This is a genomic window from Brevibacterium picturae (genome assembly GCF_030453725.1).
Taxonomy (GTDB): Bacteria; Actinomycetota; Actinomycetes; order Actinomycetales; family Brevibacteriaceae; genus Brevibacterium; species Brevibacterium sandarakinum_A.
In genome coordinates, this window is the sequence record NZ_JAKDJU010000046.1 from 1 (window position 1) to 20242 (window position 20242).

Annotated in this window: 25 protein-coding genes; 16 read left to right on the forward strand and 9 right to left on the reverse strand. The window is 63.9% G+C overall.

What is annotated here, in order from left to right:
- Positions 1–180: 180 nt before the first annotated feature.
- From L0G76_RS06780 to L0G76_RS06795, 4 genes are read right to left on the reverse strand one after another with little or no spacing between them, the layout of a single operon-like run.
- Positions 181–645, reverse strand: coding sequence for a VOC family protein (locus tag L0G76_RS06780; protein WP_304356538.1), 465 nt, complete (start codon positions 643–645; stop codon positions 181–183).
- On the reverse strand, positions 608–1507 hold the full coding sequence (locus tag L0G76_RS06785; RefSeq protein ID WP_304356539.1) for a COX15/CtaA family protein: 900 nt from the start codon (positions 1505–1507) through the stop codon (positions 608–610). The genes L0G76_RS06780 and L0G76_RS06785 overlap by 38 nt, the downstream gene beginning before the upstream one ends.
- Before the next feature lie 8 nt (positions 1508–1515).
- A complete protein-coding gene (locus tag L0G76_RS06790) occupies positions 1516–2247 on the reverse strand; it encodes an ABC transporter permease (RefSeq protein WP_304356540.1) in 732 nt (243 codons plus the stop codon).
- Positions 2244–3170, reverse strand: a complete 927-nt coding sequence (locus L0G76_RS06795) for an ABC transporter ATP-binding protein (protein WP_304356541.1) — start codon at positions 3168–3170, stop codon at positions 2244–2246. The genes L0G76_RS06790 and L0G76_RS06795 overlap by 4 nt, the downstream gene beginning before the upstream one ends.
- 103 nt (positions 3171–3273) lie before the next feature.
- Here L0G76_RS06795 and L0G76_RS06800 point away from each other — a divergent pair, with 103 nt between their 5' ends.
- The 10 genes from L0G76_RS06800 (at position 3274) to L0G76_RS06845 (ending at position 12324) form a co-directional block, all read left to right on the forward strand.
- Positions 3274–3993 (forward strand): helix-turn-helix transcriptional regulator, encoded by a 720-nt coding sequence (locus L0G76_RS06800; protein ID WP_304356542.1) that lies wholly within the window; start codon positions 3274–3276, stop codon positions 3991–3993.
- Positions 3990–5420 carry a Fe-S cluster assembly protein SufB gene (gene sufB / locus L0G76_RS06805; protein WP_304356543.1) on the forward strand — a complete coding sequence of 477 codons (1431 nt, stop codon included), beginning with the start codon at positions 3990–3992 and terminating at the stop codon, positions 5418–5420. The genes L0G76_RS06800 and sufB overlap by 4 nt, the downstream gene beginning before the upstream one ends.
- A 37-nt stretch (positions 5421–5457) precedes the next feature.
- The gene (gene sufD, locus L0G76_RS06810) at positions 5458–6636 is read left to right on the forward strand and encodes a Fe-S cluster assembly protein SufD (protein WP_304356544.1); all 1179 of its coding nucleotides are present in this window, start codon (positions 5458–5460) and stop codon (positions 6634–6636) included.
- Positions 6633–6956, forward strand: a complete 324-nt coding sequence (locus L0G76_RS06815; protein WP_487246993.1) for a non-heme iron oxygenase ferredoxin subunit — start codon at positions 6633–6635, stop codon at positions 6954–6956. The genes sufD and L0G76_RS06815 overlap by 4 nt, the downstream gene beginning before the upstream one ends.
- A 50-nt stretch (positions 6957–7006) precedes the next feature.
- Positions 7007–7765, forward strand: a complete 759-nt coding sequence (gene sufC / locus L0G76_RS06820; protein ID WP_304356545.1) for a Fe-S cluster assembly ATPase SufC — start codon at positions 7007–7009, stop codon at positions 7763–7765.
- Positions 7765–9015 carry a SufS family cysteine desulfurase gene (locus L0G76_RS06825; protein ID WP_304356546.1) on the forward strand — a complete coding sequence of 417 codons (1251 nt, stop codon included), beginning with the start codon at positions 7765–7767 and terminating at the stop codon, positions 9013–9015. The genes sufC and L0G76_RS06825 overlap by 1 nt, the downstream gene beginning before the upstream one ends.
- A gap of 10 nt (positions 9016–9025) precedes the next feature.
- Positions 9026–9493 (forward strand): Fe-S cluster assembly sulfur transfer protein SufU, encoded by a 468-nt coding sequence (sufU, locus tag L0G76_RS06830; protein ID WP_304356547.1) that lies wholly within the window; start codon positions 9026–9028, stop codon positions 9491–9493.
- 2 nt (positions 9494–9495) lie between these two features.
- Positions 9496–9831: a metal-sulfur cluster assembly factor gene (locus L0G76_RS06835; RefSeq protein WP_172802638.1), complete on the forward strand. Its 336-nt coding sequence runs from the start codon at positions 9496–9498 to the stop codon at positions 9829–9831.
- Positions 9832–10066: 235 nt separating this feature from the next.
- Complete coding sequence (locus L0G76_RS06840) at positions 10067–10729, forward strand: ribonuclease H family protein (RefSeq protein ID WP_369696167.1); 663 nt, start codon at positions 10067–10069, stop codon at positions 10727–10729.
- Positions 10726–12324: an ABC-F family ATP-binding cassette domain-containing protein gene (locus L0G76_RS06845; protein ID WP_304356548.1), complete on the forward strand. Its 1599-nt coding sequence runs from the start codon at positions 10726–10728 to the stop codon at positions 12322–12324. The genes L0G76_RS06840 and L0G76_RS06845 overlap by 4 nt, the downstream gene beginning before the upstream one ends.
- Positions 12325–12362: 38 nt before the next feature.
- Here L0G76_RS06845 and L0G76_RS06850 read toward each other — a convergent pair whose 3' ends face one another.
- Genes L0G76_RS06850 through L0G76_RS06860 form a run of 3 tightly spaced genes read right to left on the reverse strand, consistent with a single transcriptional unit; the run spans position 12363 to position 13914 of the window.
- Positions 12363–13265 carry an SURF1 family cytochrome oxidase biogenesis protein gene (locus L0G76_RS06850; protein ID WP_304356549.1) on the reverse strand — a complete coding sequence of 301 codons (903 nt, stop codon included), beginning with the start codon at positions 13263–13265 and terminating at the stop codon, positions 12363–12365.
- Positions 13265–13477 carry a hypothetical protein gene (locus L0G76_RS06855; RefSeq protein WP_304356550.1) on the reverse strand — a complete coding sequence of 71 codons (213 nt, stop codon included), beginning with the start codon at positions 13475–13477 and terminating at the stop codon, positions 13265–13267. The genes L0G76_RS06850 and L0G76_RS06855 overlap by 1 nt, the downstream gene beginning before the upstream one ends.
- Positions 13474–13914: a DUF3099 domain-containing protein gene (locus L0G76_RS06860; RefSeq protein WP_304356551.1), complete on the reverse strand. Its 441-nt coding sequence runs from the start codon at positions 13912–13914 to the stop codon at positions 13474–13476. Before L0G76_RS06860 ends, L0G76_RS06855 begins: the two co-directional genes overlap by 4 nt.
- Before the next feature lie 135 nt (positions 13915–14049).
- On the opposite strand from L0G76_RS06860, the gene L0G76_RS06865 reads away from it, so the two are divergent.
- From L0G76_RS06865 to L0G76_RS06875, 3 genes are all read left to right on the forward strand, one after another.
- Positions 14050–14760: a beta-ketoacyl-ACP reductase gene (locus L0G76_RS06865; protein WP_304356552.1), complete on the forward strand. Its 711-nt coding sequence runs from the start codon at positions 14050–14052 to the stop codon at positions 14758–14760.
- 97 nt (positions 14761–14857) lie between these two features.
- Positions 14858–15616 (forward strand): enoyl-ACP reductase FabI, encoded by a 759-nt coding sequence (fabI, locus tag L0G76_RS06870; protein ID WP_304356553.1) that lies wholly within the window; start codon positions 14858–14860, stop codon positions 15614–15616.
- 23 nt (positions 15617–15639) lie between these two features.
- On the forward strand, positions 15640–16143 hold the full coding sequence (locus tag L0G76_RS06875; protein ID WP_304356554.1) for a SixA phosphatase family protein: 504 nt from the start codon (positions 15640–15642) through the stop codon (positions 16141–16143).
- Between the two features lie 81 nt (positions 16144–16224).
- Here the strand turns inward: L0G76_RS06875 and serB are convergent, their stop codons facing one another.
- Positions 16225–16905, reverse strand: coding sequence for a phosphoserine phosphatase SerB (gene serB / locus L0G76_RS06880; protein ID WP_304356555.1), 681 nt, complete (start codon positions 16903–16905; stop codon positions 16225–16227).
- Entirely contained in the window at positions 16902–17636 is a 735-nt protein-coding gene (locus tag L0G76_RS06885) for a hypothetical protein (RefSeq protein ID WP_304356556.1), read from the reverse strand. The genes serB and L0G76_RS06885 overlap by 4 nt, the downstream gene beginning before the upstream one ends.
- 44 nt (positions 17637–17680) lie before the next feature.
- Here L0G76_RS06885 and L0G76_RS06890 point away from each other — a divergent pair, with 44 nt between their 5' ends.
- The 3 genes from L0G76_RS06890 to L0G76_RS06900 are packed head-to-tail and all read left to right on the forward strand — an operon-like array spanning position 17681 to position 20226.
- Complete coding sequence (locus tag L0G76_RS06890; RefSeq protein ID WP_304356557.1) at positions 17681–18466, forward strand: ABC transporter ATP-binding protein; 786 nt, start codon at positions 17681–17683, stop codon at positions 18464–18466.
- 20 nt (positions 18467–18486) lie between these two features.
- Positions 18487–19299 carry a sulfite exporter TauE/SafE family protein gene (locus tag L0G76_RS06895; protein WP_304356560.1) on the forward strand — a complete coding sequence of 271 codons (813 nt, stop codon included), beginning with the start codon at positions 18487–18489 and terminating at the stop codon, positions 19297–19299.
- A gap of 36 nt (positions 19300–19335) precedes the next feature.
- Positions 19336–20226, forward strand: a complete 891-nt coding sequence (locus tag L0G76_RS06900) for a TrmH family RNA methyltransferase (protein WP_304356558.1) — start codon at positions 19336–19338, stop codon at positions 20224–20226.
- Positions 20227–20242 lie beyond the last annotated feature (16 nt).

Genomic DNA, 20242 nt, shown 5'->3' on the forward strand with positions numbered 1-20242 from the left:
CTTATGCCACGCGGTGATCTGCCGTCGTCGCTGCGATCAGCCGGAGACGAGAGCAGTTGGCAGCGATCGATGTGTTCTGCGCCGCGATGCGTACGATGCGATACGCACGATGAGACGCGCGCGATGCGATGCGCACGATGCTCTTCTATGCGCGCGATGCGAACGGGCGGGGCCGATGGTTCAGTCCGCGTTGACCAGCTGTTCGATGACGATCTTCTTCATCCCCATCAATGCTCTGACCTGAGCGTCTCCGGTCATCAGTTCGCCGAGGTTGGCCGGCACAATCTGCCAGCTGATCCCGTACTTGTCCTCGAGCCAGCCGCACTGTTCGCTGTCCGGCACGGCCGACAGCGATGACCAGTAGTGGTCGATCTCGGCCTGGTCCGCGCATTCGACGGTCAACGAGATCGCCTCATTGAAGGTGAAGGCAGGGCCGCCGTCGAGGCAGATGAAACGGTTGCCGTCGAGTTCGAAGCTGCCGTTGATGACCTTCCCGCTCATTCCCGCGTAATGCGGGTCCAGGGATTCGTCGGGGTAGCGTTCGATCGAGACGATGCGGGAGTTGGGGAACACGGAGCAGTAGAACTCCATGGCCTCCTCGGCGTTCTCAGTGAACCACAGGCACGGCGTGATCGGTGTTGGCATGAGTGCTCCTCGGGTATGCGCTGTCGAGGACGGCAACGCTTGCCGCGATGGTAGCGGAGATGCCGATCATATGGAATGCCACGAGCACGATGGGCACTCCGGTGAAGTACTGGACATAGCCGATGATCCCCTGAACGAACTCGATGGCGAGGAGCACCGCGAGGGGTCGAACCATGACACGGTGTTTTCTGACCGCGAGCACGAGTGCGGCGACGGTGGCGATGACGAGCAGCCAGACCGGGGCAGCATGTGCGCGGGTGATCCAGACGTTGTCCAGGCCGTTGCGTGTCGAGATCGTCGATCCGGAGTGTGGGCCCGCGCCCGTGGTGAGGACACCGAAGATGACGACGATCGCGGTCAACCCGAGGATGGTCCACCCGAGTGCCGGCAGCGGGGATGGAGCCTTCCCGGCTGTACGCACGCCGGTGTCGTAGGTCCGGCGAACGAAGTAGGCGGCGACACCGACGGCGATGGCAGATGGCACGAAGTGCCCGGCGACGACCCAGGGGTTGAGCTTGGTCCATACGGTGATTCCGCCGACGATTGCTTGGACCGGAACAATGGCGAGGAGCCCGAGGTTGAGCCAGAACAGATCGGGGCGTTGCTTCCGGTGCTTCCAGAGCATGAGGAAGATGACGACACCGAGCATGGCCAGTGCCACCGCCAGTGTGCGGTTGCCGAATTCGATGAGGCCGTGGATGCCCATCTCCGGAGTCGACACGAGCGAATCAGGGGTGCACTTGGGCCAGTCCGTGCAGCCGAGGCCGGAACCGGTGAGGCGGACGATGCCGCCGCTGACGATGATGACGGCCTGCGCGATGAGCATGGACCAAGCAGCTACACGGATCCTCTTAGTGACCATTTCTCTCCTCATTCGAATCGGAACCACCTGCGCGCCGCAAGCGTTCCCAGCAGCCCCCATACGAGGAGCACGATCAAAGCTGTGACATCGAAACCTGCGCCGCCGACAGCCGCGCGCATCGCATCGCCGAGCGCACCGGAAGGCAGGTAGCCGACCACGGTGCCCCATTCGCCCGGGTGGGCAATGACGAGTCCGCCCACACCGGCCATGAGCACCCAGATCAGATTGGCCCCGGCCAGGGTGGCCTCGGCGCGCACGGTTCCCGCCATGAGCAAGCCTAGAGACAGGAGTGCTGCGGTGCCAAGCAGTGTGGTCAGAAGCAGTGCGAGTGGGTTCACGGACGCGTTGAAGCCGAGTCCCAGGGCGATGGCGAAGGCGAGGGCGAACTGAATGAGGACGACGGCAACGACCGCGCCCAGCTTGCCGAGGATGAGCCCGTTCGTGCCCAGCGGCGTCGTTGCCAGCTGCCGCAGGACCCCATAGCGGCGGTCGAATGCCGTCGCGATCGCCTGGCCGGTGAACGCGGTCGAAGCCAGGCACAGGCTGAGCGCACCGGGCAGAGCAACGGTGAGCGGATCCGTCCCCGGGGAAACCACGCCGAGAGCGTCGAGCAGAGGAGTCTTCGCGAGGAAGACGAGCATGCCCAGGGGCAGGATGAGGGAGAGCAGCAGCTGTTCACCGTTGCGAAGGACGGAGACCGATTCGAACCTGACCTGGGCCATGACGCGTCTGGTTCTCATCGCAGGGGCCTGCCCGTGAGTTCGAAGAACACATCTGCCAGCGACTGCGAGTGCATGTCGATGTCGGTGATCGCCAGGCCCGCCTCGGCCACGGCCGTGGTCAGTCCCGCGATCTGTGTGCTGTCCAGATCGCCGTCGACGACGAGAGCAGGTCCGACCACCGAGGTGGGGGCGATCGTGTTCATGGTGGTGATGAGTTCTTCGGGTGCCGGGTCCAGGGGGTGACCCACGGTGATGACGAGTCGGCGGCCGTCGGGGGAGGCATTGCGCAGATCCTCGGGTGCTCCCTGGGCGATGATGCGGCCGCGGTCGATGACGACGACCTCGTCGGCCAGCTCTTCCGCCTCGGCGAGGTCGTGGGTCGTCAGCACCACCGCCACCGAGGCTGCAGCCAGCTCCCGGATGAAATCGTGGACGACTGCTCGTGCTTGGGGATCGAGCCCGGCGCAGGGCTCATCGAGGAAGACCAAGCGCGGCCTGCCGATGAGTGCGGCGGCCAATGCGACTCGCTGCTTCTGACCGCCGGAGAGGCGACGGATCGTCCGGGTGGAGAATTCGTGCAGGCCCAAGGGGTCGGCGAGTTCCTCCACGCGCAGCGGGTCGGGGTAGAGGGAGGCGAGGTGGCGCAGGACCTGGAGGGGCTTCGCGCTCATCGGCAGGCCGCCGTCTTGGAGCATGACGCCGGCGAGCAGCGAAGTCCGGTCATGTCGGCGGAAAGGATCGAGTCCGAAGATCTCGACGGAGCCGGCGTCGGGGGCTCTCGTGCCCACTGCCAGGGAGATCGTCGTCGATTTGCCCGCACCATTGGGACCGAGCACACCGAGGATGGATCCGGAGGCGGCATCGAGGTCGATTCCGTCGACGACGTGGTGTGCGCCGTACGAGTAATGGAGACCACGGATGGTGAGGGCCGATTCTGACACCTGACCATTCTACGACGTGTCGAATCAGTGAGTAGTTAGGCTCACCTAGTTTTACGAAACAAATTACGCAACAATAGTGTTGTGTTAGTCAAGGAGGTGGAGAATGGCTGCGAACGACACAGAAGATCGCCGCACCCGGCAGAAGGTATTCAGTTCGGTGCTCGATGAGGGGCCGATCACCGCCTCTGCATTGGCCAAGGGCCTTGACCTGACTCCTGCGGCGATTCGTCGCCATATGGACGCGCTGGAGAGCGAGGGCCTCATCGAGGTCCGCGAGCTCGCTGGCAAGCAGGCAGGCCGCGGCAGACCGGCCCGGCATTATGTGGTCACCTCGCGTGGCCATGGTTCGGTCACACATTCCTACGACCAGCTGGCAGTCGATATCCTCCGGTTCATGAAGGACCGAGTCGGCCCTGATGCCGTTGAGGAGTTCACCGAGGACCTGGTCGCGAAACTCCGCGACCGCCTCGGCGGGGAACTGGATCGACGGGGAGGCACCACAGTGGCTTCCCGCTCCCGGGGCCTGGCTGCGGCATTGACCAAGGAGGGATATGCCGCCTCGGCGACACCTGTGGCGGCCGGTACCCCTCTCGAAGCGATGCAGCTGTGCCAGGGGCATTGTCCGATCCAGGCAGTCGCGTCCGAGTTCCCCGAGATCTGCGAAGCAGAACTCGCGATGTTCTCGGACTACCTGGGCGTCGATGTTCGCCGTCTGTCCTCATTGGCACACGGCGATCACGTCTGCACCACTCACATTCCGACATCGGAACTCACCAGACCACTCATCCACAGCAATGATCGACCTCAAGGAGGTTCACGATGACTGATACAGGCAATCGGATCATCGATGCGAATCCCGAGCTCAAAGACCTCGGGCAGTACGCATACGGTTGGCACGACGCAAACGACGCGGGCGAGTATGCGCCTCGCGGGCTCTCGGAAGATGTCGTCCGCAACATTTCGAAGTTGAAGGACGAGCCGGACTGGATGCTTCAGCGCCGCCTCAAGGCGCTGAAGCTGTTCGAGAAGAAGCCGATGCCCAGCTGGGGCGCTGATCTCACCGGTATCCATTTCGAGGACATCAAGTACTTCGTCCGCTCGACAGAGGGCCAGGCCACGTCCTGGGAGGATCTGCCCGAAGACATCCGCAACACCTATGACAAGCTGGGCATCCCAGAGGCGGAGAAGCAGCGACTCGTCGCCGGCGTCGCGGCTCAGTACGAGTCCGAGGTCGTCTACCACCAGATCAACGAGGAGCTCGAGGCCCAGGGTGTCATCTTCATGGACACCGACACAGGCCTGCGCGAGCACCCAGAGATCTTCGAAGAGTACTTCGGCTCGATCATCCCTTCAGGTGACAACAAGTTCTCGGCGCTGAACACCGCAGTCTGGTCCGGCGGCTCCTTCGTCTACGTCCCCAAGGGCGTCCACGTCGAGATCCCTCTGCAGGCCTACTTCCGAATCAACACGGAGAACATGGGTCAGTTCGAGCGCACCCTGATCATCGCCGATGAAGGTTCGTCGGTGCATTATGTCGAGGGTTGCACCGCACCGATCTACAATTCCGACTCGCTGCACTCCGCGGTTGTCGAGATCGTGGCCAAGAAGGACGCGAAGGTCCGCTACACGACCATCCAGAACTGGTCGAACAACGTCTACAACCTGGTCACCAAGCGCGCGATCGCCGAAGAGGGCGCTTCCATGGAATGGGTCGACGGAAACATCGGCTCGAAGGTCACCATGAAGTACCCGGCCATCTGGCTGACCGGCGAGCATGCCATGGGCGAGACCCTGTCGGTCGCGTTCGCCGGCGAGGGACAGCACCAGGACACCGGTGCGAAGATGGTCCACGCCGCCCCGAACACCCACTCGTCGATCGTGGCGAAGTCCGTGGCCCGAGGCGGCGGACGTTCCGGTTACCGTGGACTCGTCCACGTGCACCCCGGTGCCAAGGGCTCGTCGAACAACGTCCTCTGTGACGCACTCCTGGTCGACAACATCTCCCGTTCGGACACCTACCCCTACATCGACATCCGTGAGGACGATGTGACGCTGGGTCACGAGGCCACCGTGTCGAAGGTGAGTGAGGATCAGCTCTTCTACCTCATGAGCCGCGGTATGGAGGAGACCGAGGCAATGGCGATGATCGTGCGTGGATTCGTCGAGCCGATCGCTCGCGAACTGCCGATGGAATACGCCCTCGAGCTCAACCGCCTCATCGAAATCCAGATGGAAGGTGGCGTGGGCTGATCCGCCCCCTGCCACCGACCGCGACAAGGAGTTTTAAGTGACAGATACCACCAACCCGCTGGGCCTCGATGAGCACTCTCACGGCGCCGGCGTCCACGTTCCTGATTCCAAGCGGGACGCACGCACACGCAGTTTCGACGTCTCCGACTTCGCCGTCCCCACCGGACGGGAGGAGGAATGGCGGTTCTCGCCGGTGCGCAAGCTCAGTGATTTCTTCACCGATGCCGCCTCCGAGACGAAGCTGACCACGAAGAACGCTGACCTGCCGGAGGGCATCTCCGTCGAGGAGATCTCGCTCGAGGCCGCTCAGGAGCTGGGCATCCTCGAACCCGAGGATCGTCCCGCCGCAGTGGCCGCCAACCGCGCCCAGGCAGTGACCCACTACTCGGTGCCCGCGAACACCGAGATCGAGGGTGCCGCGGTCATCCATGCCGACGGAACCGGCAACGACATCTCCCACGGACATGTCGTCGTCTCCGTCGGCGCAAACGCCAAGGCGACCATCGTCGTCGAGCACGAAGGACTCGCCCGGCACTCCGAGCTCGTGTCCCTCGTGATCGGAGACGGCGCCGATGTGACCTTCGTGTCCCTGCAGCTGTGGGACGACGAGGCGCAGCACCTGGGCCAGCACGACGCGATCGTGGGCAAGGATGCGAAGCTCAAGCACATCGTCATCAGCCTCGGTGGAGACATCGTGCGCCTGAATACGAACGTGCGCTACTCGGCAGCCGGGGGAGAGGCCGAACTGCTCGGACTCTACTTCGCCGATGCCGGTCAGCACTTCGAGCACCGCACCTACATCGACCACAACACGCCCAAGGCCAAGTCGAACGTCCACTACAAGGGCGCGCTTCAGGGCAAGGATGCACGCAGTGTGTGGATCGGCGATGTGCTCATCCGCCCCGAGGCGCTCGACATCGACACCTACGAGCTCAACCGCAACCTCATCCTCACGGATGGCGCGCGTGCGGACTCGGTGCCGAACCTCGAGATCGAGACCGGCGACATCGCCGGCGCCGGACACGCCTCCTCGACCGGACGCTTCGACGAGGAGCACCTGTTCTACCTGATGAGCCGTGGCATCCCCGAGGACGTCGCTCGTCAGCTGGTGGTCCGCGGATTCTTCAACGAAGTGATCCAGAAGATCCAGGTGCCTGAGATCGAGGAAGTCCTCAATGAACGAATCGAGGAAGAACTCTCCCGGAGCGTTCTGTGACCATGATCGACGTTGCGGCCGCCGATGAGGTGACCGCGGGGGCGACGATGCGGATCGAAGTGAACAACTTCGAGATCTGCATCGCCCGCGACTCCGACGGCACGATCCATGCCATCGACGACGTCTGCACCCACGGCGAGGTATCGCTGGCCGAGGGCGAGGTGGAAGGCTGCGCCATCGAATGCTGGCTGCACGGCTCCCAGTTCGACCTGACGTCCGGCCGGCCGCTGACCCCACCGGCCTTCGAGCCCGTGGCAGTCTACGACTGCAAGGAGATCGCCGGCCGCATCCTGCTTGACCCGAGCACAGTGGTCAATTGACCAGCACGCTCAACTGATCACCATGCTCCACTGAACTGAAAAGGATTGACATGTCCATTCTGAAAATCACCGACCTGCACGTCAGTGTCAACACCGACTCCGGTCCGAAGCCGATCCTCAACGGCATCAACCTGGAGATCAACTCCAACGAGACCCACGCCATCATGGGCCCCAACGGCTCCGGCAAGTCCACCCTGGCCTACGCCCTGGCCGGTCACCCGAAGTACCAGGTGACTTCGGGATCCGTCACCCTCGACGAGGTGGACGTCCTCGCGATGTCCGTCGACGAGCGTGCCAAGGCCGGCCTGTTCCTGGCCATGCAGTACCCCGTCGAGGTCCCCGGCGTGACCGTGACGAACTTCCTGCGTTCGGCCAAGACCGCGGTCGACGGAGAAGCTCCGAAGCTGCGTCACTGGACCAAGGACCTCAAATCCGCGATGGAGAACCTTCGCGTGGATCCTGAGTTCGCCAGCCGCAACGTCAACGAAGGATTCTCCGGCGGTGAGAAGAAGCGCCACGAGATCCTCCAGATGGAGATGCTCAAGCCCCAGTTCGCCGTCCTCGACGAGACCGACTCCGGTCTCGACGTCGATGCCCTGCGCATCGTGTCCGAGGGCATCAACCGGGTGCGCGAGGCGACCGACGTCGGCGTTCTGCTCATCACCCACTACACCCGCATCCTCAGCTACGTGAAGCCTGACCACGTCCACGTGATCATCAAGGGCAAGGTTGCTGAAGAGGGCGGACCGGAACTGGCCGATCGCCTCGAGAACGAAGGCTACGACCGCTTCCTGCAGGCCCCGGCCTGATGTTCTCCCGCCTGCGGAACGACTTCCCGATCCTGGACACCAGGGTCGGGGAGTCGGCTCTGAGCTATCTCGACTCGGGCGCGACTTCCCAGAAGCCGCAGTGCGTCATCGACACATTCACGGAGTACTATTCTCAGCGCAATGCCGCCGTCCACAGGGGAGCCCATTCGCTCGCGGTGATGGCCACCGACGCGTTCGAAGCCGGCCGTGAGGCGGTCGCGAACCTCGTCGGCGGATCACCCGAACAGGTCGTCTGGACGAAGAACGCCACCGAGGCGCTCAACGTCGTCGCACTGGGCATCGACCGGGCCAGCCACGGATTCGGGGGAGAGGCCGCGCAGCGCTTCGGGCTCGGACCCGGGGACTCGATCGTCGTCACCGAGATGGAACACCACGCGAATCTCGTCCCCTGGCAGCAGCTGGCACAGTCCACTGGGGCGACGCTGAGATGGATTCCGGTCACCGACTCCGGTGAGCTCGACCTCGGCGATCTGGACACCATCGTCGACGACACGACGAGGGTCTTCGCCTTCACCCATGTCTCGAACGTGCTCGGCACCATCAACCCGGTCGATACGCTCGTCGCCCGGGCCAGGGACGTCGGGGCACTCGTCGTCCTCGACGCCTGCCAATCGGTTCCGCACATGCCGGTGAACTTCGTCGACCTCGATGTCGACTTCGCCGCATTCTCCGCGCACAAAGCGCTGGGGCCCACCGGTCTCGGCACCCTCTGGGGCAAGTCCGAACTGCTGAACACATTGCCTCCGGTGCTGACCGGCGGATCCATGATCACCACGGTGACCATGGAGGAATCACAGTTCATGGCCGCCCCACAGCGATTCGAAGCCGGAACCCAGCCCGTGGCCGAGGTCGCCGCGTTCACCACCGCGGTCAACTACCTCGCCGAGGTGGGCCTGGACAAGATCTTCGACCACGAGCGCGAGCTCGGCACCGTTCTACTCGACGGGGTCGCGGCGATTCCGGGCATCACCGTGCTCGGCTCGTCCGAGGACAGGATCGGCACGGTGGCCTTCGACGTCGACGGCGTTCATGCCCACGACGTGGGTCAGTACCTCGATTCCCAGGGTGTCGCGGTCCGTGTCGGTCACCACTGCGCGCAGCCTCTGCACCGACGCTTCGGTGTCACTGCTTCGACGCGGGCGAGCACCTATCTGTACAACAACGCCGAGGACTGCCAACGGTTCCTGACCGCTTTGGCCGAAGTTCGGCCCTTCTTCGGTCTCCAGTGAGGAGCGTGTCATGAGCACGCAGATGCAACAGCTCTACCAGCAGGTCATCCTCGACCACTCTCGGGAACGGGTCGGCGACTCCGACCTGCTCGGCGACGCCGCTGCGGCGCCGCATGGTTCCTCGCACCAGGTCAATCCCACCTGTGGGGATGAGATCGAACTCGAAACCGAGATCAGCGCCGACGGTGGCATCGCCGTGCGCTGGTCGGGTGACGGATGCTCGATCTCGATGGCTTCGGCGTCGGTCCTGTCCGAGCTCGCGGCAGAGAACAGCGTCGCCGGCATGCTCGACATCGAAGCGAAATTCCACGAACTCATGCATTCGCGTGGGACACTGGACGGTGACGAGGAAATACTCGGCGATGCCGCGGCGTTCAGTGGAGTGTCGAAGTTCCCAGCCAGGATCAAGTGCGCGCTCCTGTCCTGGGTCGCGTTCAAGGACGCGCTCAACCAAGCCCAAACATCTCTGAAGGAGTAAGAATGCCCGACGTGATAGACGCACCCCAGAACGCCAGCATCGACGAGGTGCGAGAAGCGATGATGGATGTCGTCGACCCGGAGCTCGGCGTGAACATCGTCGACCTCGGACTCGTCTACGGACTCTCCGTCGAAGACGATGGGACCGCCGTCGTCGAGATGACGCTGACGTCCGCGGCGTGCCCCCTGACCGACGTCATCGAAGACCAGACAGCTCAGTGCCTCGAGGGCATCGTGCCGGCCTACCGGATCAACTGGGTCTGGATGCCGCCATGGGGACCCGAGAAGATCACCGACGACGGACGCGAGCAGATGCGCGCCCTCGGCTTCAATATCTGAGTGGCGAACATCTGAGGTCTGATACATGAGGGACGTCCCCGCGGGGACGTCCCAGCAGCAACGCCTCGCCGAGGTGGGAGTGCCGAGACCGGTGCCCCCACCTCGGCGATGTTCGTGAGTTGCCCCGGTTCGCTCTGGGGCGGGTCCGGCCGAGGTCGTGCAGATCACCTGCCCCTGAACGCAGGCGGAGGAGCGCGGCGTGAAAGAATGAAGACCGACTTTCCTAGGAGAACCATTGACGATCATCGCGGCCGCAGACGGGTCAGCCCTCGGCAACCCAGGACCGGCAGGCTGGGCCTGGTACGTCGACGACGACTGCTGGCACGCCGGTGGTTGGAAGGAATCGACGAACAACCGCGGTGAGCTGATGGCCGTCCTCGACCTGCTTGACTCGACCGCCGACGTCGATGAGGATCTCAAGGTCTTCTGCGATTCCAAATACGTCATCAATGCTCTGACGAAGTGGATGCCCGGTTGGAAGCGCAAAGGCTGGAAGAAGGCCGACGGCAAGGAGGTTCTCAACAAGGACCTCCTTGAACGCTTGGACACGGCTCTGAGCGGTCGCGAGATCGAATTCGAATGGGTCAAGGGGCACAATAACCACGCGATGAACGAGGCGGCAGACGAACGTGCGCGTGCCGCCGCCACCGCGTATCAGAAGAACACGAGTGTGCCCGCCGGCCCCGGATACGTCCCCGCGGGGACGTCCGAGTCGATCACCGCGGTCCCGACGGAGCCGAGCGCCTCCACCACTCCTGCGACCGCGGCCACCACCGTCGTCTCCTGCACAGTCCCCACACGTATCGCGGACGAACTCGTCTCCCGGGCACAGGCTCAGGGAATCCACCCACAAGAATTCTTGGCCGAGATCATCGGTCGCAGTTTGGAGAATGAATGATTCAGGCATCCGACCTCGAGGTCATCGTCGGCGCCCGCACTCTGATGTCGGAGGTCTCCTTCCGCGTCGACAAGGGCGACCGGGTCGGCCTCGTCGGACGCAACGGCGCAGGGAAGACCACTCTGACGAAGGTGATCATGGGAGGCCACGCCGCCGCGGCGGGCAATGTCTCGGTCTCCGGGACTGTGGGCTACCTGCCCCAGGATCCGCGCAGCGGTGACCTGACGGCCACGGGCATGGAGCGCATCCTGTCCGCCCGTGAACTCGATGTGCTCATCAAGCGCCTGCGCAAGGCCGAACGTCAGATGGCCTCTCCCGATGAGAACGTTTCGGCGAAGGCTCTCGACCGCTATCCTCGCATCGAATCCGAATTCCTGGCCGCCGGCGGCTATTCCGCAGAGTCCGAAGCGTATGCGATCGCTGCCAATCTCGGTCTCGATGAGGATCTCATCAGCCAAGAGATCGGCACCCTCTCCGGCGGTCAGAGACGCCGCGTGGAGCTCGCACGAATTCTGTTCTCGGCCCCGGACACGATGATCCTCGATGAGCCGACGAACCACCTCGACGCGGAATCGGTTCTGTGGCTGCGTGACTACCTCAAGGGCTACTCCGGCGGCCTCATCGTCATCAGTCACGACCTCGACCTCATCGACGAAGTCGTCAACAAAGTGTTCTTCCTCGATGCCACCCGCCAGACCATCGACATCTACTCGATGGGCTACCGTCTCTATCTCAAGCAGCGCGAAGACGATGAGCGTCGCCGCCGCCGTGAGCGTGCGAACGCGGAGAAGAAGGCCTCGGCGCTGACCGCCCAGGCGAACAAGATGATGGCCAAGGCAACGAAGACCGTGGCCGCCCAGCAGATGGCCAAACGTGCCGAACGCCTGCTGGCCGGGCTCGAGGACGAACGCAGCTCCGAAAAGGTCGCCAACCTGCGGTTCCCCGCACCGGCCGACTGCGGACGGGTGCCGCTGACGGCAGAGGGTCTCTCGCGCAGCTACGGCTCGACCGAGGTCTTCACCGGCGTCGATCTCGCCATCGACAAGGGCTCACGCGTCGTCATCCTCGGCTACAACGGTGCCGGCAAGACCACACTGCTGCGCCTGTTGGCCGGTCTCGACGAACCGGATTCGGGACAGGTCGTCCCGGGCCATGGCCTCAAACTCGGCTACTATGCGCAGGAACATGAGACGCTCGACCTCGAACGCAGCGTGCTGGAGAACATGAAGCGCAATTCACCGCATCTCGATGACACCGCGGTGCGCAATGTGCTCGGTTCGTTCCTGTTCTCAGGCGATGACGTGCACAAGCCTTCGAGCGTGCTCTCCGGCGGTGAGAAGACACGCCTGGCCCTGGCCACGCTCGTGGTCTCGAGTGCCAACGTCCTCCTCCTCGACGAGCCGACGAACAACCTCGACCCGGCCTCACGCGAGGAGATCCTCTCGGCCATCCGCCGCTATGAGGGCGCCATCATCCTCGTCACCCACGATGAGGGAGCGGTGTCCGCACTCGACCCCGACCGTGTCCTGCTGCTGCCCGACGGTGACGAGGATCTGTGGAATGACACCTACCTCGACCTCGTCACACTCGCCTGAGCCGGACCGGAGATTCCCGCTCACGGAGCGGGTCCGGCTCAGGAGTGTCGGAAACGGTCCTCGATGAGTTCGTCCTCTTCGGCCTCGGCGCGACCGTGGACGCCTGGTGATCGCAACCGGTTGCGTCCATAGCGGTTGCCTGGTTGGGAGATCTTCGCACCCGCATCCAATGCCGCCTTGTCGATCACGACGTACTCGACGTCGCCGGTGGATTTCTCGGCAGCCTCGGCGTCGGCCCTGCGCTCGCGCCTGGCGGAGATCGACACGGCGATGATGATCATGATGCCGAACGTGAACCACTGGAGCATGTAGGACAGGTGGTTGCCCGGATTGAGGTCGGGTGGGGGCAGAGGCGTCAGCCCCGTCTCGTCGGCCGATGCGTTTCCGGTGTGGACGATCTCGCCATAGACGTTCTCGTATGCTGAGTCCATACCGGGGATCCGGTCTGGATCGATGGCCTTGATCAGCCCGTCGGGGTTTTTGTCGTCCGAGCCGTCCTGAGCCGGTTGCAGACGCGCGGCGATGGTCTGCTCCCCGGCAGGGGCCGGCGGGACCTGGTCCGGTTCCGCGATCCATCCCCTGACGAGCGCGATCGTGTCTCCTGAGGTGAGTTCGAACGGAACGACGACGTAGTAGCCCACCTTGTCATTGACCGTGCGGTTGCGGGCGAAGACGGTGTCCGATGTCTGGAACTCGCCGGTCAGCGCCACCTGTCGGTACTCATGATCCTCGTCGAGGGTCGCCGAGGTGGAGCCCAGGATGCTCGTGATGTTCACGGGCGTCGACGAATAGTTCGCGTTGATCGTGTCGATCTCGTGCTGGCGCTGATCCTGGCGGTCCTTCTGCCAGAGCGCGAGGAAGATGCAGGCGATGACGACGATGATGGTCATGGCGATGTATTTCAGCCATCGTGCGCTGAAGAGGAAGGAATAGCGGGACATCAACCGGCGTCCTCCGGGATTTCGTCGATCGAGACATCGCTGAGATAGAAGTTGCGCAGGGTGAGGAACTCGCGCAGATAGTCGAGATGTTCGTCACAGGCCAACCAGGTCTTGCGGCGCTTGGGCATGTGCAGGCTCGGGTTGTTCCACAGAATGGCACGTGTGGCATCTGTCCGGCAGCCCTTCGCCGAGCATGGGAGCTTCTCGGTCATGAATCCTCACCTCGGTTCCGTTCGGCGGACTGGTCGTTCTCTGCAGGTTCTCTGCCGCCTGCAGCTGGTGCGTCATCAGCTGACGCGGTGTCTTCGCTGCTGCCGGAGATCGTGTCTCCGGCGATGGTGTCGCCGGCCGCCGGGGGCAGCTCGGGCATCGGTGCGCCGTCGAGCAGCGCCGATTCGTCGTTGCGGGTGCGTTCCCGGCCGGCATTGGCCACGATCACGGCCGGATAAGGCAGCAGTACGGCTCCGGCGACGCAGACCCACATGAGCACCGTCAGATTCAGACGGAACATGACATAGGCCAGCACGAAGCAGAGCGTGCGAATCCCCATCGTGATCGAATATTTGATGATCCGCGACTTCATGTCGTCATCAAGGGCGGTGTCTGCCGTAGTGATCTGCTGCGGGTGTTTGGCCATAACCTTCTTCACTCAAGTACTCGTACAAAATCATACTCTTCGTTTGTGTGAGTCGTATCGACGTCGGTCGGGACACGATAGGTTAGTCACGGTAAGTTTGATCCCTATCGTCGATCAATCTGTATTGTCCACCAACAGGAGAGATTCGTGTCAGAACCACGCATAGTCCTCGTGACCGGAGGAAACCGCGGTATCGGCCGCACCATCGCCGAGGAGTTCCTCGCCCAGGGTGACAGGGTAGCCGTCACCTCCCGCAACGGAGACGCCCCCGAAGGCGCGCTGGCCGTGTCCGCGGACATCACCGACACCGCGTCTCTCGATGCGGCCTTCGCCGAGATCGAAGACAAGCTGGGCCCCGTCGAGGTGGTCGTGGCCAACGCCGGAATCACTCGCGACAATCTGCTCATGCGGATGAGCGACGACGAGTTCGAAGCCGTCGTCGACACCAACCTCACCGGCACCTTCCGCACCGTCAAGCGCGCCATCACCGGCATGATCCGAGCGAAGAAGGGCCGCATCGTGCTCATTTCCTCGGTCTCCGGACTCTACGGAGTCCCCGGCCAGGCCAACTACTCGGCTTCGAAGGCCGGACTTGTCGGCTTCGCCCGCTCGGTCACCCGCGAACTCGGCTCGCGCGGCATCACCGCCAACGTCGTCGCTCCCGGGTTCATCCGCACCGATATGACCGACGCACTGCCGGAGAAGCAGCAGAAGGAATACCTCGCGACGATCCCCGCCAAGCGATTCGCCGAGCCTGCCGAGGTCGCGAAGGTCGTGCGCTGGGTGTCCTCGGACGAGGCCGCCTACATCTCCGGAGCCGTCATCCCCGTCGATGGGGGACTGGGGATGGGGCACTGAGCCTCGTCACCGCCTAGACTTCACAGCAAGGACGTCGGCGCCAGCGGCGTCGACGACAACGACTTCACTGCAGTTTCAACAGTTTGAAAGGACCACCATGGGAATTCTCGATGGAAAGCGCATCCTCGTCACCGGCGTTCTGACCGAGGCGTCGATCGCCTTCGCCGCCGCCCGCATCGCTCAGGAGCAGGGCGCCGAAGTCATCCTCTCCAGCTTCGGCCGCCAGATGAAGATCACCGAGGTGATCTCCGAACGCCTACCCGAGAAGCCGAAGGTCATCGAACTCGATGCCACCAACGAAGAGGACCTGGCAGCATTGCCCGAACGGCTCGAGGGCAACATCGACGGCATCGTGCACGCGATCGCCTTCGCGCCCAAGGACGCCCTCGGCGGGGTGTTCCTCGACACTCCATGGGAGTCCGTCTCGGCCGCAATGCAGGTTTCCGCGTTCTCCCTCAAGTCCATCACCGTGGCCGCGCAGCCCGCACTCAACAAGGGTGCCGGAGTCGTCGGACTGACCTTCGACGCCACGATCTCCTGGCCGGTCTACGACTGGATGGGCGTGGCCAAAGCCGCCTTCGAGTCCACTGCCCGCTACCTCGCGAAATACGTAGGTGAGCACGGGGTCCGCGTCAACCTCGTCTCGGCCGGGCCGCTGAAGACAACTGCCGCCACTTCGATCCCCGGATTCGAGACCCTCGAGGACATGTGGGGCGACCGTGCACCTCTGGGCTGGGACCAGACGGACACCACTCCGGCGGGCAAGGCGATCGTCGCCCTGCTCTCGGACTGGTTCCCCGCCACCACCGGTGAGATGGTCCACGTCGACGGCGGATTCCACTCCACCGGAGCCTGAGAGCGATAGGAAGAGGCAAGTCGATGCCTGTGCTCATTCTCGCCCGCCACGCGAAGGCCGAACCTCACGGGCCGACGGACTTCGAACGGTCGCTGAACGCCAAGGGTCTGGCCCAGGCCGTCGAAGCCGGAGCCGAGATCGCCGAACGGTGGTCACCTGACGTGGCCATCGCCTCGGCGGCCAGACGCACCGTCCAGACCGGTCAGGCCGTGGTCGAAGCCGTCAATCGGCACAACGAAGAATCCGGAGCCGGTGAGGGCCTGGCGCTGCGCCAGGACGAGGCTCTCTACGGCGGGGGAGTCGAGGACTGGATCGATGCGATCAATTCGATCCCGTCCGATTCCCACTGCGCCTACATCGTCGGCCATCAGCCCACCGTCTCCGAGGTGGTCGGCCACTTGAGTCCGAGCTCCGGAGTTCCGGAAGCATTCCGCCCGTCCTCGCTCGCGGTCTTCGTCCTCGACAGCTGGGATGTCGAGGACGGGGACTATCCCGCACCGGAGCTGCGGGTGTTCCTCGGCGCCTGATCGCCGCGGTCTGCGAAGGCGCTGGCTTCTGAATGCATGTCAGACGCCGGCGCCTTTTCTTGTGCCCGAAGGGGTCGTGAGTCACACGCCGGATCGGGTTTCGATGAGGCTCAGCACCTCACGCAGATCGCGGTTCGTCACCGAGGCGTCGGCGGCGGTGACGAGGGCGGGCTTCGCGCAGAAGGCGACACCCAAACCCGCCGCCCTGATCATGCCGATGTCGTTGGCCCCATCGCCGATGGCCACGGTCCGGGCCGGATCGCATTCGTATTTCTGTGACAGCTGCCCGAAGGTCTCCGCCTTCGCGCTGGGATCGATGACCCGGCCGCTCGTGACTCCCGACAGCAGTCCCTCGTCGGTCCCGAGACCATTGGCGTGGACCTCGGTGATGCCCATTGTCGCCGCTACGGGGGCGATGATCGGGGTGAATCCACCGGAGACCAGAGCCACGACGCCGCCGCCGGACTGGACTGCCGCGACCAGTTCGCGCGCACCTTCGGTCAACGTGATCTGCTCGCGCACCTCGTCGAGAACGGACACAGGCAGACCCTTGAGCAGGGCCACTCGCTCGGCCAGCGATGCGGCGAAGTCCAACTGTCCGGCCATGGCCCGTTCCGTGATGTCGGCAACTTGGGCTCCCACCTCGGCGTGGACGGCGATGAGGTCGATGACCTCCTCATTGATGAACGTCGAATCGACGTCCATGACCAGCAGCTGGATTGTGTTGCCTGGCATCGGGGTTGCGGAGTCTGAGTCATTCACCCCTTCATCGTAGCGACAGCCATGATGTAGTCGGCGGCCGCGGGGTGCAGACGCGAGAGCAGATCACCGAAGGCAGGAGGTGCGACCGTGGCCGGAGCCAGCACTGTGCGCATCCGCTCATGGATGTCGAGGGCGGCATAGATGGCTCGAGCGTCGGCGACCGAGGGGATGAGCCTCGAGATCGGGTGGCTCATGCTCAGCTCCTCCTGCCAGTCCCGCCAAGGCCCCTCCCGCCAGGCACTCGGCACCTCGATCGATTCGATGAGGCCCAGCCCCTCTATGACGAGTAGGCGCAGTCGGCGCAGCGCCTCGGCGGGCGTGCCCACGGTGACCGGGCGAAAGACCGTGTCACGGCAGGCGATGACCTCGACGTTGGCCTCGGCGCCCAGGAGGACCACAGCCACCTGGTGAGAGCCCGAGTGGAGGACGATCGGAGCCGTGTGTCGACCGACCTTGAGCCGGTCGCCCTTGTCCACGGGCGGGGTCGTATGAGGCAGCGATGGATGGTGCAGGGCAAGCCGCGCATGTGTGACCCCGGCGGCCGCAGCCTCGGCGATGAAGAGCAGCAGGCCCGTCGGCGGTGAGGTGCCGAAGACGTGGTCGGCAACGATGAGAGGGACATCACGATCGTCATCGAGAAAGGCGGCACTGACCTCGTCAGGGGCGAGGCTGGAGTGCAGTCGGTGGTTCATCGCCAGGGCCAGCAGCAGTGAGTCGGTAGTCAAGTCCATGTCGAACCAGAATAGACGCCGAGCCTGCGATAGAGTTGGCAGATATGAGTGATGTCCTGACTTTGGATTCTGTTTCCGTGCGCCGAGGAACGAATTTCCTCCTCCAAGATTTCTCCCTGACCGTCTCCGAAGGCGAGCATTGGGCCGTTCTCGGACCCAACGGTGCCGGGAAGACGACTCTGCTGGAACTGGCCGCGGGACGAATGCACCCGACAACCGGCTCGGTCGGGATCCTGGAAGAGCGACTCGGGCGTGTCGACGTCTTCGAGCTGCGCCCGCGCATCGGCTACTCCTCGACGGCCCTGGCCAACCGCATCCCTCTGTCCGAAGCCGTGCTCGACACCGTGCTCACCGCCGCCTACGGCGTCACCGGTCGCTGGGTCGAGGAATACGAAACCACCGACATCGAACGGGCCAAGGACCTCCTCGCCGCGTTCGACATCTCACATCTGGCCGATCGCACCTTCGGGACACTGTCGGAGGGCGAACGCAAGCGTGTGCAGATCGCTCGCTCGCTGATGACCGACCCGGAACTGCTGCTGCTCGACGAGCCCGCCTCCGGGCTCGACCTCGGCGGCCGTGAGGAGCTGCTGGCCGCGTTGACGGAGATCCTGTCCTCGAAGTGGGCTCCGGCGACGATCATGGTCACCCACCATGTCGAGGAGATCCCCGTGGGCATCACACACGTGCTGCTGCTGGCCGAGGGCACCGACCTTGCCTCTGGCCCCATCGATGAGACTCTGACGGCCGACAACCTCTCGGCTACCTTCGGCATCGACGTCAAGCTCACCCGCGACGGGCAGCGGTTCCACGCCCGTTCCCAGTACTGAGCATGGACCCAGTTCTCGGGATGGAACTGTGGCAGATCGGGCTGATCGTCCTCGCAGGAATCGCCGCCGGTGGAATCAACGCCGTCGTCGGTTCCGGCACCCTCATCACATTCCCGGCGCTCGTGGCCTTCGGCGTGCCACCGGTCGTGTCAACGATGAGCAACGCGGTCGGGCTGATTCCGGGCAACATCGCCTCATCCTTCGGCTACCGCAACGAGCTGCGCGGCCAATGGCGGCGCATCCTCGGGTTCGTGCCGGCCTCCATCCTGGGGTCGCTGACCGGTGCCTATCTGCTGCTGCACCTGCCGGCGGATGCCTTCGAAACGATCGTTCCGGTGCTCCTCGTCGTCGCCCTCATCATGGTCGTCGGCCAGCCCGCGCTGTCGCGCTACCTCAAGAGCCGTTCGGTGCGCCGAGCCGAGCGGGCAGGGGAGGAACATGTGGCGGCCTCGGTCGGAGACACGCTTTCGACGGGGCGCTATGTCCTTGTCCTGGTCGTTGTCTTCCTCACCGCAATCTACGGCGGCTACTTCGCCGCCGCCCAAGGCATCATTCTCATCGCGCTGCTCGGGCTGCTCCTGCCTGATGACCTTCAGCGACTCAACGGACTGAAGAACGTTCTGGTCCTCGTCGTCAACACGGTGTCGGCCAGCACCTACATCATCGTCGGTCACGACCGGCTGAACTGGATCGCCGTCATCTGCATCGCGATCGGCTCCCTCATCGGCGGCTATTTCGGTGCACGCATCGGGCGGAAATTCTCACCGGTCCTGCTGCGCACGATCATCGTCATCCTCGGACTCGTCGCCATCTGGCGCATCCTCACGTTGTGATCGCATGAGGACTCAATTCTCGAACGCTGTGGGCGCATGAACACCCCGGCCAAGGCACCACTGACCAGGCAACAGGTGATCGACCGTGCCGCCGAACTCGGCATCGCCGCCGCCCGCCTGCGGTTCTTCGACGAGGAGACACTGGCCTCATCGGCGAAAGACCTGCACGACTACACTCAGCTGACCGATGTGGCGCTGCGCAGTATCCGTGAACCCGCCGAGGGGCTGTTCATTGCGGAGTCCTCGAAGATCATTCGCCGTGCTCACGCCGCAGGCATGGTTCCCCGTTCGTATCTCACCAGCCCGAAATGGCTGTTCGACCTAGCCGACATCATCGCCGCCAATGATGCCCCGATCCACATCGGCACCGACGCGGCAGTCGAATCGCTGACAGGCTTCCACCTCCACCGAGGTGCCCTGGCCGCCATGCACCGGCCACAAGCACTCGATGTCGCCCAGCTCGTTTCCGATGCCCGACGCATCATCGTCATCGAAGACGTCGTCGATCATACGAACGTGGGAGCGATCTTCCGCTCGGCCGCCGCGTTCGGCGTGGACGCGGTCCTCGCTACACCCCGCTGTGCCGATCCTCTCTACCGGCGTTCCATCCGAGTCTCCATGGGCACTGTGTTCCAAGTGCCGTGGACGCGGATCGAATCCTGGCCAGCCGGAGTCGACTCCCTCCGTGAACTCGGCTTCCATATCGCCGCACTCGCCCTCGACGAGGATTCGGTGGCCATCCGCGAGTTCGCCGCAGATGCGCCCGAGCGTACCGCCATCGTCTTCGGCACCGAGGGCGACGGGCTGCGACGGTCGACGATCGCCGCCTGTGATTCGACGGTCATGATCCCGATGAGTGGGGGAGTCGACTCACTCAACGTCGCAGCAGCTTCTGCAGTGGCGTGCTTCGCGCTGCAGATCGACTGAGATCGTGTCGGTGGCT